The 14,454-nt window shown below is 51.0% G+C and carries 14 protein-coding genes; all 14 read left to right on the top strand.

Annotated features, from left to right (window positions below; translation table 11 throughout):
• Positions 1-2 precede the first annotated feature (2 nt).
• The 14 genes from L1N97_RS02160 to L1N97_RS02095 are packed head-to-tail and all read left to right on the top strand — an operon-like array spanning position 3 to position 14,448.
• Positions 3-500 (top strand): TlpA family protein disulfide reductase, encoded by a 498-nt coding sequence (locus L1N97_RS02160; protein ID WP_236128700.1) that lies wholly within the window; start codon positions 3-5, stop codon positions 498-500.
• The gene (locus L1N97_RS02155; RefSeq protein ID WP_226749637.1) at positions 466-714 is read left to right on the top strand and encodes a DUF4266 domain-containing protein; all 249 of its coding nucleotides are present in this window, start codon (positions 466-468) and stop codon (positions 712-714) included. Before L1N97_RS02160 ends, L1N97_RS02155 begins: the two co-directional genes overlap by 35 nt.
• Positions 701-1,837: a DUF3570 domain-containing protein gene (locus tag L1N97_RS02150; protein ID WP_236128699.1), complete on the top strand. Its 1,137-nt coding sequence runs from the start codon at positions 701-703 to the stop codon at positions 1,835-1,837. Before L1N97_RS02155 ends, L1N97_RS02150 begins: the two co-directional genes overlap by 14 nt.
• A gap of 12 nt (positions 1,838-1,849) precedes the next feature.
• Positions 1,850-2,380, top strand: coding sequence for an AraC family transcriptional regulator (locus tag L1N97_RS02145; RefSeq protein WP_236128698.1), 531 nt, complete (start codon positions 1,850-1,852; stop codon positions 2,378-2,380).
• Complete coding sequence (locus tag L1N97_RS02140) at positions 2,377-4,236, top strand: hypothetical protein (protein ID WP_236128697.1); 1,860 nt, start codon at positions 2,377-2,379, stop codon at positions 4,234-4,236. Before L1N97_RS02145 ends, L1N97_RS02140 begins: the two co-directional genes overlap by 4 nt.
• The gene (locus L1N97_RS02135; RefSeq protein WP_236128696.1) at positions 4,236-7,097 is read left to right on the top strand and encodes a tetratricopeptide repeat protein; all 2,862 of its coding nucleotides are present in this window, start codon (positions 4,236-4,238) and stop codon (positions 7,095-7,097) included. The genes L1N97_RS02140 and L1N97_RS02135 overlap by 1 nt, the downstream gene beginning before the upstream one ends.
• Positions 7,084-7,800, top strand: coding sequence for a tetratricopeptide repeat protein (locus L1N97_RS02130; protein WP_236128695.1), 717 nt, complete (start codon positions 7,084-7,086; stop codon positions 7,798-7,800). The genes L1N97_RS02135 and L1N97_RS02130 overlap by 14 nt, the downstream gene beginning before the upstream one ends.
• A gap of 3 nt (positions 7,801-7,803) precedes the next feature.
• Positions 7,804-8,166, top strand: coding sequence for a hypothetical protein (locus tag L1N97_RS02125; protein WP_236128694.1), 363 nt, complete (start codon positions 7,804-7,806; stop codon positions 8,164-8,166).
• A gap of 12 nt (positions 8,167-8,178) precedes the next feature.
• Positions 8,179-8,838, top strand: a complete 660-nt coding sequence (locus L1N97_RS02120; RefSeq protein WP_229585413.1) for a MotA/TolQ/ExbB proton channel family protein — start codon at positions 8,179-8,181, stop codon at positions 8,836-8,838.
• A complete protein-coding gene (locus L1N97_RS02115) occupies positions 8,822-9,346 on the top strand; it encodes a biopolymer transporter ExbD (protein ID WP_236128693.1) in 525 nt (174 codons plus the stop codon). Before L1N97_RS02120 ends, L1N97_RS02115 begins: the two co-directional genes overlap by 17 nt.
• On the top strand, positions 9,343-9,867 hold the full coding sequence (locus tag L1N97_RS02110) for an ExbD/TolR family protein (RefSeq protein ID WP_236128692.1): 525 nt from the start codon (positions 9,343-9,345) through the stop codon (positions 9,865-9,867). Before L1N97_RS02115 ends, L1N97_RS02110 begins: the two co-directional genes overlap by 4 nt.
• Positions 9,864-10,808, top strand: coding sequence for an AgmX/PglI C-terminal domain-containing protein (locus L1N97_RS02105; protein WP_236128691.1), 945 nt, complete (start codon positions 9,864-9,866; stop codon positions 10,806-10,808). The genes L1N97_RS02110 and L1N97_RS02105 overlap by 4 nt, the downstream gene beginning before the upstream one ends.
• A gap of 17 nt (positions 10,809-10,825) precedes the next feature.
• Positions 10,826-12,025 (top strand): hypothetical protein, encoded by a 1,200-nt coding sequence (locus L1N97_RS02100; RefSeq protein WP_236128690.1) that lies wholly within the window; start codon positions 10,826-10,828, stop codon positions 12,023-12,025.
• Between the two features lie 2 nt (positions 12,026-12,027).
• Positions 12,028-14,448, top strand: a complete 2,421-nt coding sequence (locus L1N97_RS02095) for a LamG domain-containing protein (RefSeq protein WP_236128689.1) — start codon at positions 12,028-12,030, stop codon at positions 14,446-14,448.
• The last annotated feature ends 6 nt before the right edge of the window (positions 14,449-14,454 follow it).

Raw genomic sequence — 14,454 nt, 5'->3', positions numbered from 1 at the left:
CTATGCGCACACTGTTATTAAGCCTGTTGTTAACTGTGCTGTCATACTGCGCTGTTAGCGCAAAGGTGCATGCAACCGATTCGGCACAAGCACCTGACTTTACGCTTAAGTCGTTAACGGGGGTGAATCTACGTTTAGCTGAACAACGCGGCGAGATCATTGTATTGAATTTTTGGGCCAGCTGGTGTAGCCCGTGCCTACAAGAAATGCCCGCATTAGATCAGCTTGCCAACAAGTATCGGCCACTCGGCGTGCAAGTGTGGGGCGTGAATGTTGAAGCGGATAGCCGTGCGGCACAAAAATATTTAAGTAAAACCCAGGTACAGTTTCCCATCTTGTTTGATACCGAGAATAGCGTATCAGAGCGTTATCAAGTACAAGCGATGCCCACTACGGTGATCATCAATCAACATGGCGATGTGTTTAGTGTGCATCGTGGTTATAAACCGGGCTATGAGCAAAAATATGAAGACGATATTAAAACCTTATTGCGCAACTAAACTGTTGCTCGTCGCTGTGGCGTTAGCGGGTATGGTGGGCTGTGCCAGTGTTGAGCCATGGGTTAAACCCTATGAGCGCGCTGAATTAGCCGACCCGATTATGGCTTTTAGTCGTCATCCTATTGCCTTGCAGCACAGTGTGCATGTGCGTGACTCACGTGAAGCCGCCAAAGGTGCCGATGGCAGTGGTGGAGGCGGCTGTGGCTGCAATTAAGGCTGCGCTATGCGGTTTGTTATTGTTGCTAAGCACCGCTGGCTTTGGTGCAGTATTGCCCGATAACCGCGTTGATTTGATGCAGCATAGTTACCAAGGCGGCGGTGTCTCCATTGATGGTCCGGCATTGATGTTACGTACCAAAATTGGCACCCAGGTATCGGTATCGGGTTTTTATTATGTCGATACTGTGTCAGGAGCCTCGATAGATGTGGTGGCCACGGCCTCAGCTTACAGCGAGACACGCATTGAAAGTCGAGTAGGGATGGATTACCTGACCGGCAACAGTATTTTATCGATAAATTACGCACAAAGTGACGAGAATGATTACAACGCCAAATCACTGTCTTTTGGCGTGTCGCACGATACTTTTGGCGGTATGACAACCCTGAGTTTAAATGCCGGCATTGGTAACGATGACATTGGTCGCAATGGCGATGCAAGCTTCAGTGAGCAGTTACGCCGCTACAGTTATAGCTTGGGGATCACCCAAGTACTGAGTAAGCGCTGGATCAGTGCCTTAAATGTTGACGTCGATATGGAGCAAGGCTTTTTAAACAATCCCTATCGCAGTGTGCGTTATCGCGATCCCTTGGCTGAACTTGGCTATGGTTATCAATTTGAAGTGTATCCCGAAACGCGCAATAGTTTTGCGGTAGGCTTAGTGAATAAATTTTACTTACCGTATCGCGCAGCCGTGACCTTTTCACTGCGTCATTACAACGACAGCTGGGATATTACAGGTTTTGATGCGGAATTAGAGTACGTGCACCCACTGGGAGAGCGTTGGGTGTTAGATAGCCATATTCGCTGGTATCAGCAAGGCGAAGCCTCGTTTTATGCCGATTTATTTGAGTTTGCTAATCAGCAAAACTTTATGGCGCGAGACAAAGAGCTCAGTGATTTTAATAATCTCAGTGTTGGATTGGGCGCCAGCTATCGCTTTGCGAGTTGGGCTTGGTGGCCGGCGGCTAAACCCGAATTAAATATCGAGTGGGATTATATCCGCTTTAATTACAATAACTTTCGAAATGTTACGCTAATCGATACTGCCGTCGGTGCTGAGCCGTTATATCAATTAAGCGCCAATGTTTATCGGGTGTTTTTCAGTGTCTATTTTTAACGAGGGTGTTTTATGAGCTTGCACCGACCGCGTTTTTTCCTGCTTGCCAGCCTATTGCTAAGCCTGTTCGTTGCCATGCCTTTGCTGGCGCAAGAGTCTGCAGAGCAGCAGCTAGAGCAATTAAAACAACAGGCTATTGCTTTGAATCGCGAATTGTTTATTTTGGAAGAAGAATTATTGTTTCCGGCACAAACGCAATTGGCGGTATTTTTGTCGGTGGATGCTGGGCAGTTTTTTCAGCTAGACAGTGTCCAGCTTAAACTCAACGATGAGTCGGTTACGGCGTATCTGTACACCGAAAAAGAGATTGCCGGGTTATTGCGCGGCGCCATTCAGCCATTATTTAAAGGCAATATTCGCGCGGGTGAACATACCTTAACTGCGGTGTTTGTGGGTAAAGGCCCCGATAAGCGCGATTATCGCCGTGCCATCAGTCACCGCTTTACCAAGGCGGATACTGCCGTGTTATTAGAATTAAAAATTACGGACAGTACGGCTAATTATCAACCAGCCTTTAGTGTTGAAGCATGGTCTGGCAATTGAGTTTTCGCCTGTTCCGCTGCTGCAGTGTGCTGTTGACGCTGCTGCTAAGCGCACCGAGTGCACAGGCTACCGAGTCCTTACTGCAAACAGAAAAGCAGTATCGACTGGCAGCGTGGTATTTTTATCGCGACGATGAATATCAAGCGCTGTTGCATTTAAGTTTGGCACCCGAGCCTGCGGCCAAAGCACGTTTATTGCAAGCCGGCTTATTTTTGCAATTAGACATGCCTGCGGCCACTGCCGCATTATTAGAGCAACTGCTAGCCGAGCAAACGCTGAGTGGCGCTTTACCTCAAGAGTTACGCAACGTGGCGTTGCTGCAATTTAGCCAATATCAATTTGAGCAACAGCAACCGGAGCAGGCGCGCTTTTACTTTGCCAAGCTTACTGCACCGCTGTTGCAGTTAACCGGGCAAGCGACCTTATTGCAGCAGATGTTAACTTGGCCCAATATAACCCCCTTTGATGACAAGGTGTTTCAGCAATTGGCGGGTCAAGCTGAATTACCTTATGTGGTCATTAACCATATCTTGGCGCTGCGCCAACAGCAAAAAAGCGCACAGGCATTACCACTGTTAGCGCGGTTAAATACTGCGTTATCTAAGCCAGCTACCTTGAGTTTTTGGCAGCAACTCTTTCGCGAGCCAAGCACCGCCATGGGCAGTGATGATCGGGTCGAACGCGATGCCTTGGCCGATTACTTATTGCTGCTAAAAGCCGGTTTGTTAGTGGATGAAAAACGCTGGGCCGAAGCGCAACAAGTGCTGCGCGGCTTTGCCAGCAATAGCGTGCTCACCTTACCCGCTATGACGCTATACCGTGATGTGTTGATCGAAAACCGACAGATCCCGGTGTTATTAGCGGTATTGCAGCAATTAATTACGCGTTACCCTTTGGCGCCAGCGAGTTGGCTGGCAGCGCATCAAATTGGTATGCAACTGGAACTCACCTTTGAGCAGCAACAGGCGCTAGCGGCTTACCGCTGGGCTGAGCAATATTATCAACGGCAATTAACGGCTAATGCCGGTTATCTGGTGCCTGTCACTGCGGAGCAATTGGCTAATCCAGATACGTTAACGCCGTGGCAGTTTTATCAATTACGCCAGCAGGCCGCGTTATATCAATTAAACCGGCAATTAGACGCCGTAGCGCAGTTGCAGCAACAGCAGCAGCAACGGTTAGCACGTTTAACGCATTTAACTGAAGTGGTGCAAAGCAAGCTGTTACAGCAACAGCAATTACTGACTCAAGCTTTGCCCCGTTTAACGGCTAAACAGCAAGGCTTGCAGGCACAAAACGCTGCCTTAGCCGAGACGATACGCCAAGCACAAACTGAGCCGATGGCCCAATTGTTGTGGCTTAACGATGGTGAGCAGGCTTTTAGCCAACAGCAACAAATGCTCACGCGGGCCAGCCGCCGGCTTCAGCAGTTAGCGGCAGACGGGCGCGACATGACCGCAGAAAATGCCCGCTTACAGCGGCTTAAAGGCTTATTAACCTGGCACTATCAACAAAATAGTGCCGAGCGCCGTTATCAGTTAGCGCAGTTGCAGCAACAGCTAGCCGCTGAGTTACAGCAGATTGATAGCGGTATCCAGCGCTTAACCGCGTTAGAGGGTAAAACCACACGGCTATTGGCGCAGCAGCAACAATTAACCCAAAGCATGGCTAATGAGCAAGGTTTTAGCGTGTTGCTGGCAGAACAACAACAACAATTATTGAGGTCCTTGAATCAGGCGTTACAGCAACAACGTTTAGCAGAGCGCGAGCAGCTGATGGCCTTACAACGGCTGAACACCCAAGCCATTGCGCGGTTAATGGAGCAAGTGTTGCTGAGCACCGAGGAGGCCAACTGATGCGTCACCCAATGCCATGGTTGCTCCTGTCTGTGCTCGCCACGACACTCTTAACCGCCTGCAGCACGCCAACTGAAAAAGTGGTGCGTCGGCCTACGCTCGGTGAGTTTATGCCTTATACCCCACTCAGTGCTGAGCCACCCGAAACGGTTAATGCCGATAAATTACAACAGGTATATCAATCGTTATTAGCCCTAGCACCGGCGGCCGATGTACGACAAAAAGTGTTGTATCGGCTGTCGCAATTGAATACCCAACAATTAGAGCGGATGGCTTTGCCTCCTGCCGCTGAGCAACAAGCCTTAGCCAGTTTAATTGCCCAGTATCAACAGCTTTTACAAGCGTATCCGGATGATCTGAATAACGAACTGATCCGCTATCAGTTAGCTCGGGCCTTAGATTTAAGTGGCGACAATGCGGCAGCACAGCAGCAAATGCAACGCTTATTACAGCAGTTTCCGCGTAGCGAATTTGCTGCCGAATTATGGTTTCGAATAGGTGATATTGATTACAGTCAGGCTAACTATAGCGCCGCCTTAAAAGCCTTTAACCAGGTATTGGGATTCGCTAAAACGGAATTAAAGCTGCATGCGTTGTATATGCGTGGCTGGAGCCATTTTCAGTTGCAGCAGTATGCGCAAGCGGATGAAGCTTTCTTGCTGGCGCTGGATATGACTGCGCAGCCAAACAGCTTGGATGAACAACAAAGTCTGCAGCAAGAGTTACAACGCATTTTAAGTATTTCGCTGAGTTATCAAGAGCAGGCGAGCAGTTTATTAGCCTTGTTGCAGCGTACGCCTTATCAAGATAAAGCGGCAGAACGTCGGCCCTTGGCGTTTCAGGCGCAGTTATTTCAGGGCTTGGCCGACTTTTTATTTGAAAAAGATCTGCGGCAAGCGGCGCTTGACAGCTATCGGCAATTTATTACTTATCAGCCGTTCGCATTAGAAGCAGCACAGATGCAATTGAAGATTGTGCAATACCATTTAGCACAGGCCGATGCTGCGGCTGCCGAGCAGGCACAGTTGAGATTTGTCAGTTTATTTGGCCCCGCCAGTGCCTTTTGGCAAAAAGCGCTACCGCGTGAGCAAGCAGACTTAGCGCCCATCTTGGCGCAATACCTCGATTATTTTGCCCGGCAACGTTATCAGTTAGCCCAGCAAGCCGCAGTGCCCGAGCAAGCGAGTTTATTTGCTGAAGCGGTGCCGTTTTGGCAGCAATTGCTAGTAATACAGCCGTTTGTGGCGGCTGAACAAGTCGATGACAGCTTATTGTGGCCCGATGACGTGCGCTATTTATTGGCCGAATCGTTAGCGGCAAGCGGTCAGCCTAAACCTGCGCTCGCACTCTATCAGCAGCTGGGGTACGGCGTGGTCGAACTGAACGCCCGCAATGTTAATGCTGAGCAGGCGGCATATCGTGCTTTATTACTGAGTGAGCGCATCTTTAATACCGCCAGTGCCCATAACAGCGCCGATGTAACCGAGCTGTCGGCTCATTGGTGGCATGAGCAAAATCAATTTGTCCGTTGGCACAGCCGGCATCCGGCGGCACAGCAAATTGCCTTAAACCAACTGACCGAACAGTATCAGCGTCAAGCCTTTGCTGACGTCGCCAGTTTCGCCCGTCGCGTAACAGAATGGCCACATCCAGAGTTAAGCCAGCCAGCTTTAGTAAATGAAGCGCGTTTTATTGTCAGTCAAACGCTATTAGCGCAAGACGACTTTGCCGCAGCAGAGCAAAGCATTGAACCGTTGCTGGCGTTGTATCAAAACGATGCTAGCGAGTTAGGTCGCAGCCGTACGCAGTTATTAACGGCGCAGCGCGCCTCAGCGATTTATCAGCAAGCACAGCTAGGCTATTTATCGGTTGGCGCACAGTTAGCCCATTTGCAACGCTTATTAGCGTTACCCACTTCGGAATATCATCAAAGCGCGGCTTATCAGCAAATCAGTTTGCAGCTAGAGCAACAAGCTTGGGCTGAGGCGATTGAGTTAATGCTCGCTTATCAGCAGCAGTACCCAAATAGCACCGAGCAAACGGCGATCAGCTTGGCATTGTTAAATAGCTATGAGCAGTTACAAGATTGGCAGCAAGCGGCCGACTTACTCAGTGCACAAATTGAACGCTTGGCAGAGGGCGCCGAGCAGCAAAGCTTATTAGCTAAAGCCGCCGATTATTATTTACGCGCGGGCAACCGCGATGCCGCGCGGACAGCTTATCGCCGTTATGCCAATCGCTATCCTGAACCGCATTTAGCTGCGCAAGAAGCGCGGGCGGTATTGGTGCAATTGTATCAAGCGGATAATGATCTGACTCGGCGAAATTTTTGGTATCAGCAACTCGTCAGTGCCGAGCAGCAACAAGCTCAGGGTACTGACCGCAGTCGTTATTTGGCCGCCGATGCAGCATTGCAGCTAGGGTTATATCACAGTCGGTTGTTTGAAGCCGTGCTGCTGCAGCAACCGCTGCGCGATAACTTACGCAAAAAACAAGCTCACATGACCACGGCCATTGAGCAGCTGCAAATGAGCATGGGCTGGCAAGTCGCCGATTTTTACAGCCAAGCGCAATATCAGGTGGCCAGTTTGTATCAACAGATGGCCGGTGCGTTGTTAACGTCGCAGCGACCCAAGGGGTTAGATGCGCTGGCGCTAGAGCAATATGATTTATTGTTAGAAGAGCAAGCCTATCCGTTTGAAGAGTTGGCGATTGAAATTCACCAGCAAAATGCCGCCTTGGTGACGCAGCCACTTTATGATCAGTGGGTAGCCGCCAGTTTTGCTAAGTTAGCCGAATTATCGCCGGCGCGTTATCGCAAACCCGAAGTGTACTTGGAGCTGGCCGATGACGCTTATTAAACACAACAATAGCAAGATCCTCGTTGCAAAATGCATCGCTCAACCTTGGCGAGCGCTGCGCCGTGTCAGCGGTGCACTTGGCATGCTGTTATTGCTCAGCCATTGCGCTGCAATGTCAACATTACTGCCGGTGACCGAGCCGAGTGTTAGCGCCCCCACAGAGGCCCAGGCTGAACCCAATGCTGTGGCCCACAACGCCACGGCAACTGCGGTAACTAGCCCCACGGTTTGGCCAGCGTTGACTGCCGATTTAGCCGAGCGCTATCAGCAAGCAAAAACACTCATGCGTCAACAAGATTACGCTGGCGCGAGTCAATTATTGCAGCCTTTGGCTGAAGCCGTCCCTGCCGCTGCAGGGATCCGTTACAACTTGGCGCTGTGCTATTGGCAATTAGCACAGACTGACGCCGCACGCTTAAAGCTTACCCAGCTGCTTGAACTGCGGCCAGATTATGTGGCAGCCAGCAATTTACTTGGCGTGATAGCGCGCCAGGCGGGGCATTTTCGACAAGCCGAGCGGCATTGGTTGGCGGCGTTAAACCAGCAGGCCGATTATGCAGATGCGCATAAAAACCTGGGGTTTTTGTATGAGCTGTATTTACAGCAACCCGAGCAGGCTCGTTATCACTACAGGCATTATCAGCAACTTACCGGCGATCCGCTGGCGGAAGCTTGGCTGAGTTTGCTGCCACAACAGGAGTAACACATGAAGAATTATCTCATGTCCGCCACCTATCTAAGTGTATTGCTGCTGTCGAGTGCGACACTGGCGCAGCAACAAAGCCGCGCCTTGCCAGAGCCTAAACCCTCGGCTGCTGCAACCAACAAAGCGGCAGCGAGCGTACGGGTTGATGTCAGCACCACTATTAGTGGTAACCAAGAGCAACCGCGCACCTTGTATGTCTTGCCATGGCAAGACAGTATTGCCCAAATTCGTATTCCGGCGCCGGGGCTTGATGTGCCACCGCCACCGATACAGCCGCTGGATCGCCAGCAATTTCTGCGTTTTATTGAGGCTCAGTCGCTACAACAGCAACCGGCCAATACCGTATCTACTAAAAATAATTAAGAGGGTTACAGCATGGATTTCGTCAACAGCATAGTGCGGTTTTTGCAGGAAGGCGGCTATTTTATTTACCCTATCGCCTTTATTTTGATTTTAGGTATTGCCATTACGATTGAGCGTTGGTGGTTTTTACGCGGCGTGTATGCCAATAACCAAAAAGCCTATCGCCAGTTACAACCGGCCATTGCCGCGGCCGATACCCAAGCGATCTTAAAACAAGCGGAATCGAGCCAAACCGCCATAGGTTTAATGCTCGCCAGCGGTGTCAATCGCTTATCGTCATCACATCGGCGTGAAGATATGGAGTACGCCATGGAAGAAGTGGTACTGGAATACAGCCTGCGTTTGCAAAAACGCACACCGTTTTTAGCCACCTTAGCCAATGTCGCCACCTTACTCGGTTTACTCGGTACCATTGTGGGTTTAATCGCGGCCTTTTCGGCGGTCGCAAATGCCGATCCTTCTGAAAAAGCCAGCTTATTGTCATCCAGTATTTCGGTGGCGATGAACACCACCGCCTTTGGTTTGATGACCGCGATCCCGTTGGTCTTTGTGCATGCATTATTGCAAAGTAAAACGGCCAGTATTGTCGACACCATGGAGATGGCCGGCATCAAATTGATGAACAGTATCGGACAACGTTTTACGGGTGGCCGGGATGATCAGAAAGCATAAAATTAAGCAAAACGACGCTGAGCTCGACATCACCTCGTTTATGAATTTGATGATTGTGTTGGTGCCCGTGTTGTTGCTGAGCTTAGTGTTTACTCAGATCCGCGTGCTGAACATTCAACTGCCGCCCCAAGTTGAGCAGTTAATGCAGCAAGAGCGAGAAGATCCGCAAGTGCTGGAATTGGAGCTGCGAAGCGATCGGCTGCGCTTAAATTATCCGGCCGGTCAGTTACTGCGAGAATTTAGCCACACGCCAGACGCAGAACCTGACTTCGCGGCGCTGTCTGCATTTTTACAAGATCTGAAACTGACTTGGCAGCAGCAACAAATCGACAAGCGTGATATCAGTTTACTGGCACCAGAAGACTTAGATTACCAAACGCTAGTCAGTGCCATGGACACAGTGCGCTCGTTTAAAACCGTAGTTGCCGCCTCGGTGGTTGATGCGGAGTTGTTTCCATTAATTTCCTTGGGGCAGTTGCCCGCTGGCGCCAGCGAGGTCACAGAATGAAGCAATCATTTCGTGCAAAACGCATGCTCAAGCAACACAAACGACTGGCGCAAAGCTCAAAATTAAACCTGGTGGCGTTGATGGATATTTTTACCATCTTGGTGTTTTTCTTGATGGTGAACCAGTCGGATGTGGTGGTATTACCCAGTAATAAAGACATGCGTTTGCCGCAATCGGTGTCAGAACAGTTACCGCGTGAGCAGGTGTTGCTCACTGTGACGGCAAATGGCGTGTTAATTCAAGGCAAAGCTATTTGGCGCGGCGATTGGCAACAAGCGCCTGCATTATGGCAAGAGGAATTAAGCGAGGCGGTGCAGCAAGAGCTGAACTATTTAGCCGGTCGTACCGCTGCGCTTACAGAAGAGCAGCAAGCACTGGGGCGACCGCTGACCATTTTAGCTGATGCCAGCACCCCCTATGCCGTGCTGCGGCGTTTAATGGCAATGTGTGCCGGCACTGAGTATCGCGATATTTCATTAGCCGTTGAGCAGCGCAGTAAGGTGTTGGAGGCGACGCCATGAGCACACTGACTTGGCAACAGCAGGCGAGCTGGCAAGATGAAGATACCGTTTTTACTCGGGTGGTGATTGCCGGCTTGGTGTTGTTGCTGGTGTTGTCGATTGCCATACCGCTTTATCAAGTGCCTGAGCGCAGTCGTACTCAGTTAGAACAGTTACCGCCACAGTTAGCCCGAGTGGTGCTGGAGCAGCGGGAAATTATCCCCCCTGAGCCGATTGTGTTGCCCGAGCCCGAGCCGCTTCCCGAGCCCGAACCTGAGCCGATAGCCAAGCCTGAAGCGACAGTCGTTGAAGCCAGCCCCGTTACGCCAGAGCAAGCCCGCGCTACCGCACAGCAAGCGGGGTTATTAGCCATGCAAGATGAGTTAGCGGCCTTAAGGCAAACCTTTACGGTTAACCGCCAAGCACCGCAATTACAACGTGAGGGGCAGCAAAGTGCTGCTGTAACAGAGCCTGACACCATCGCTAACCCCGTGTTAGCGAAGACAGCGGCGAAAGCGGCTGTTGCAGTGAGCTCGGATATTGCGCGTGCTGAGTTAGCGCAAGCCGAAAATGTACGTGTAACTGATGCCGAGCTACGTGGTTTAGCCAGCTCAGCGCCGGCATCAAGCACCAGCAGTCGTAGTGCAGGTAATGCGGATGCGGCGGCGCAGGGTGGGCGTAGCGAAGCCAGTATTCGACAAATACTAGAAGCGAATAAAAGTAGCTTATACACCTTGTACAACCGGGCGTTACGCGCCAACCCCTTGTTAAAAGGCAAGGTGGTGTTTGAGCTGATTATCAACCCCGATGGCAGTTTGGCGCAGGTGTTGATTATCGAAAGTGAATTAAATGACGAGCGATTGGAGCGGCAGTTACAACTACGCTTGCAAGCGGTGAATTTTGGCGCGGCGGATGTGGCGCCGACCCGTTCGCAGTGGACTATCGCATTTTTACCCGGTTAAGCGGGCAGGAGATAACTATGCAAAGCTATACTAAGCGGTTTTTACCCAGCTTACTGTTAGCGCTGTTCTGCAGTTCTACCGCCTCGGCTGGTGCTTTAGAGCAAGCCAAACGCTTGCATGATCGGTTAGCTGGCGTGCCAGCTGATGCGGCAACCTTGCAGCAAATGACCACGTTACTGGAGCAGGGTAACGCCCAGGCTGCCGCGAATGTGGCAATGCAGCATCCAGACTTTTATCGCACCACACTAAAGTTGTTTGCCTCGCCGGCCACCAACCGTGATTTGGATATTTTTGAACCGCTGAATGATTACAGTGCCACCATTATTGGTTTGGTGCGTGATAACGTCGATTTTCGGCAGATTTTGCAAACCGACGTGCTGTATGTGGCCGCTGACAGCTTAGGCTTACCGCCTTACGCCGCCAATAACAATGCGCATTACGCTGCGTTAGATCAGCAAGGGGTCGATTTACAACAGTATCTGGAACCGCGTTCGCAAAGCAGTTTGCTGGGCATTCCCGCTGAGGCCAGTGCCGGTGTGATGACCAGTCGCGCTGGCGCAAAAGCGTTTTTCTATTTAGGTACCAATCGCGCCATGCTGCGTTTTACGTTAATGAGCCAGCTGTGCACCGACTTAGAGCCGTTGAAAGATGGCAGTACGCCTACCGATCGGATCCGCCAAGATGTTAGCCGCAGCCCCGGTGGCGATAGCCGAATTTTTCATAATCGCTGTGTTGCTTGCCATGCCGGGATGGATCCGCTGGCGCAAGCTTTTGCTTATTACGATTATCAATTTACCGATGAAACGGGGGAAAATGGCCGTTTGTTTTATCAGCCCGCAGGCAGCAGTCATGATCAAACCGGCAGTCGCGTGCAGCCGAAATACCATATTAACTCGGGGAATTTCCCGCTGGGTTACAAAACCGAAGATGATTTTTGGCAAAACTATTGGCGGGAAGGACGCAATCAAGCACTGGGTTGGGATAACAGCTTACCGGGTGAAGGTTATGGCGCGAAAAGCTTAGGCCAAGAATTAGCCAATTCGGTGGCGTTTGCGCAGTGTCAGGTGAAAAAAGTGTTCGAAACCACCTGTTTGCGGCCACCAGAAAGCCTGGCCGATGTCAGCTTGATCCAACAAACCCGCGACCGGTTTAGTCAAAGCGGTTATAACTTAAAGCAGGTGTTCGCCGACACCGCCACCTATTGTATGGGGGAGTGAACATGCGAATTTTCTTGCTAGTACTAGCCAGTATGCTGTTGCTCGGTTGTGGTGGCGCAGAAGTTGAGCAAAATCCGCCGCCAGCGTTACCGAATAACACGAACAACTATAACGGCCCTGCACCTCAAACGACCGATATTCAGCAGTTTAAACTCAATTTGTGGGATAACTTGGTGGCAGACAACCGCTGTGGCAGTTGCCATCAACCGGGTAATACCGCGCCCTTTTTTGTACGCCGTGATGATATTAACCTGGCTTACACTGCCGCCTTACCCTTGGTTAACTTAGCCGATCCGGCGCAATCCTTGCTGGTGCAAAAAGTTGCGGGTGGCCATAATTGCTGGCTAAGCAGTAATACTGCCTGTGCTGATACCATTACGCAGTGGTTACGCAACTGGGGCAATACCAGCGGAGCAGAGCAAGTTGCGGTTCGATTAGTTGCCCCGGTGATCCGAGATGCTGGGGCCAGTAAAGCCTTGCCCGAGAGCGCGGGCTTATTTGCCGCCGAAGTTTATCCTATGGTGCGGCAGTATTGTGTCAATTGCCACGCGCCCTCGGCGACAGTAGCACAAGCGCCTTTTTTCGCTGCCAATGATCTCAGTGCGGCTTATCAGGCAAGCCGAAGTTTAATTAATTTAGATCGGCCCGCATTATCCCGCTTAGTGGCCAGGCTAGGAGGAGAGTTTCATAACTGCTGGTCTGATTGTGCGAATGATGCGGCGCAAATGCTAGCGGCCATTACCCACATAGCTGATGCCGTGCCCTTAGCGGAACTGGATCCTACCTTAGTGCCCTCTAAAGCCTTGCGACTTGAAGATGGCGTTGTGGCTTCTAGCGGTGGGCGTTATGAAAGTAACCAAATTGCGTTTTATCAATTTAAAGAAGGCCAAGGTAGCCAAGCGTTTGATACTTCAGGCGTTGAGCCTGCGGCTAATTTAACCTTACAGGGCGATTTTAACTGGCTTACCGGCTGGGGCTTACACATTAACCGTGGGCGCGCGCAAGCCAGCACCCAAAGCAGTGCCAAATTGGCTCGACTGATTGGCGCAACCGGAGAGCTCACCTTTGAAGCCTGGCTGATCCCCGCCAACGTGGTGCAAGCAGGGCCTGCGGCCATAGTTAGTTATGCCGGCAGTACCATTAGCCGAAACCTGACCTTAGGGCAAACCCAATACAACTATGATTTTTTACTGCGCAGCAGTGCAAGCAATTTTGCCGGACAGCCCGCGCTAAGTACCGCCGATGCCGATGAGCTACTGCAAGCCAGTTTGCAGCATGTGGTGCTCACGCAAGATCCGGTTAACGGCCAGCGTATTTATGTCAATGGCCAAGACAGTGGTGTGCGGCGCGAAGCGGCGAGTATCAGCAACTGGGATGACAGTTTTGCCTTAATGCTGGGCAGTGAGGCGGATGGCAGCCGGCAGTGGCAGGGCAGTGTGCGTTTACTGGCCATTCATAACCGTGCGCTCAGTGCGGCACAAGTCACTCAAAACTTCAGTATTGGCGTTGGCCAGAAGTTCTATTTGCCGTTTGCCATAGGCCACTTAATTGATTTGCCGCAAAGCTACATCGTGTTTGAGGTGGCGCAGTTTGATAATTACTCTTACCTGTTTAGTCAGCCTTATCTGATTAATTTAGACGGTGCCACTTTACCTGCTGATGTAACGATCAGCGGCATGGCGTTAGCGATTAATGGTAAAGAGAGCAGCGGCGGCCAAGCGTGGATCAAACAACGCTTTAACGTGGCGACAGGCACGGTGTTGACCGAGCCTCATACGCTATCTGCCTTAGGCACGATTATTGCGGCTGAGTCGGGCGCGAATAGCGATGAGTTTTTCTTATCGTTCGCCGAGATTGGCGCCTTTAGCAATGTGCGCAGCAAGGTCAGCTTTCCGCAGCAAGAAATCAGTATGGCAAGTTCCAGCAGTAGCGATATTGGCATCCGGCCGTTCGCGGCAATCCATGCCAGCATGAGTCAGCTTACCGGCGTGTCACAAGCGAACCCTGCGGTGGCCAACACCTATCAAACCATAGCGCGGCAGTTACCGGCGATGCCGAATATTGAAACCTTTATTTCAGCGCAGCAAATGGCCATTACTCAGTTAGGGATCGCTTACTGTAATGCGGCAATCAGTAATTCGATGTTGCGCAGTGCCTGGTTTCCGGCCATTGATTTTAATGCCAGCCCTGCTGAAGCGTTGAGCCCCGCAAATCGGGATAGCTTGATTGAGCCGTTACTGCAGCGTTTTATGCCTTTGCAAGCGGCCACAGATATCGCCAACAGCGATGCGCGAGTAGAGCTAAATAGCCTAGTTGACAGGTTAAGCCAATGTCATGGCAGTTGTGATAGCCAGCGCACTCAAACCATCGCTAAAGCCGCCTGCACTGCGGTGCTGGCAAGCGCACAAATGCTCGTGTATTAAGGAGTT

The organism is Rheinheimera sp. UJ63 (genome assembly GCF_021568285.1).
GTDB classification, from domain to species: Bacteria; Pseudomonadota; Gammaproteobacteria; order Enterobacterales; family Alteromonadaceae; genus Alishewanella; species Alishewanella maricola.
This window is presented reverse-complemented; position numbering and strand designations above follow the sequence as displayed.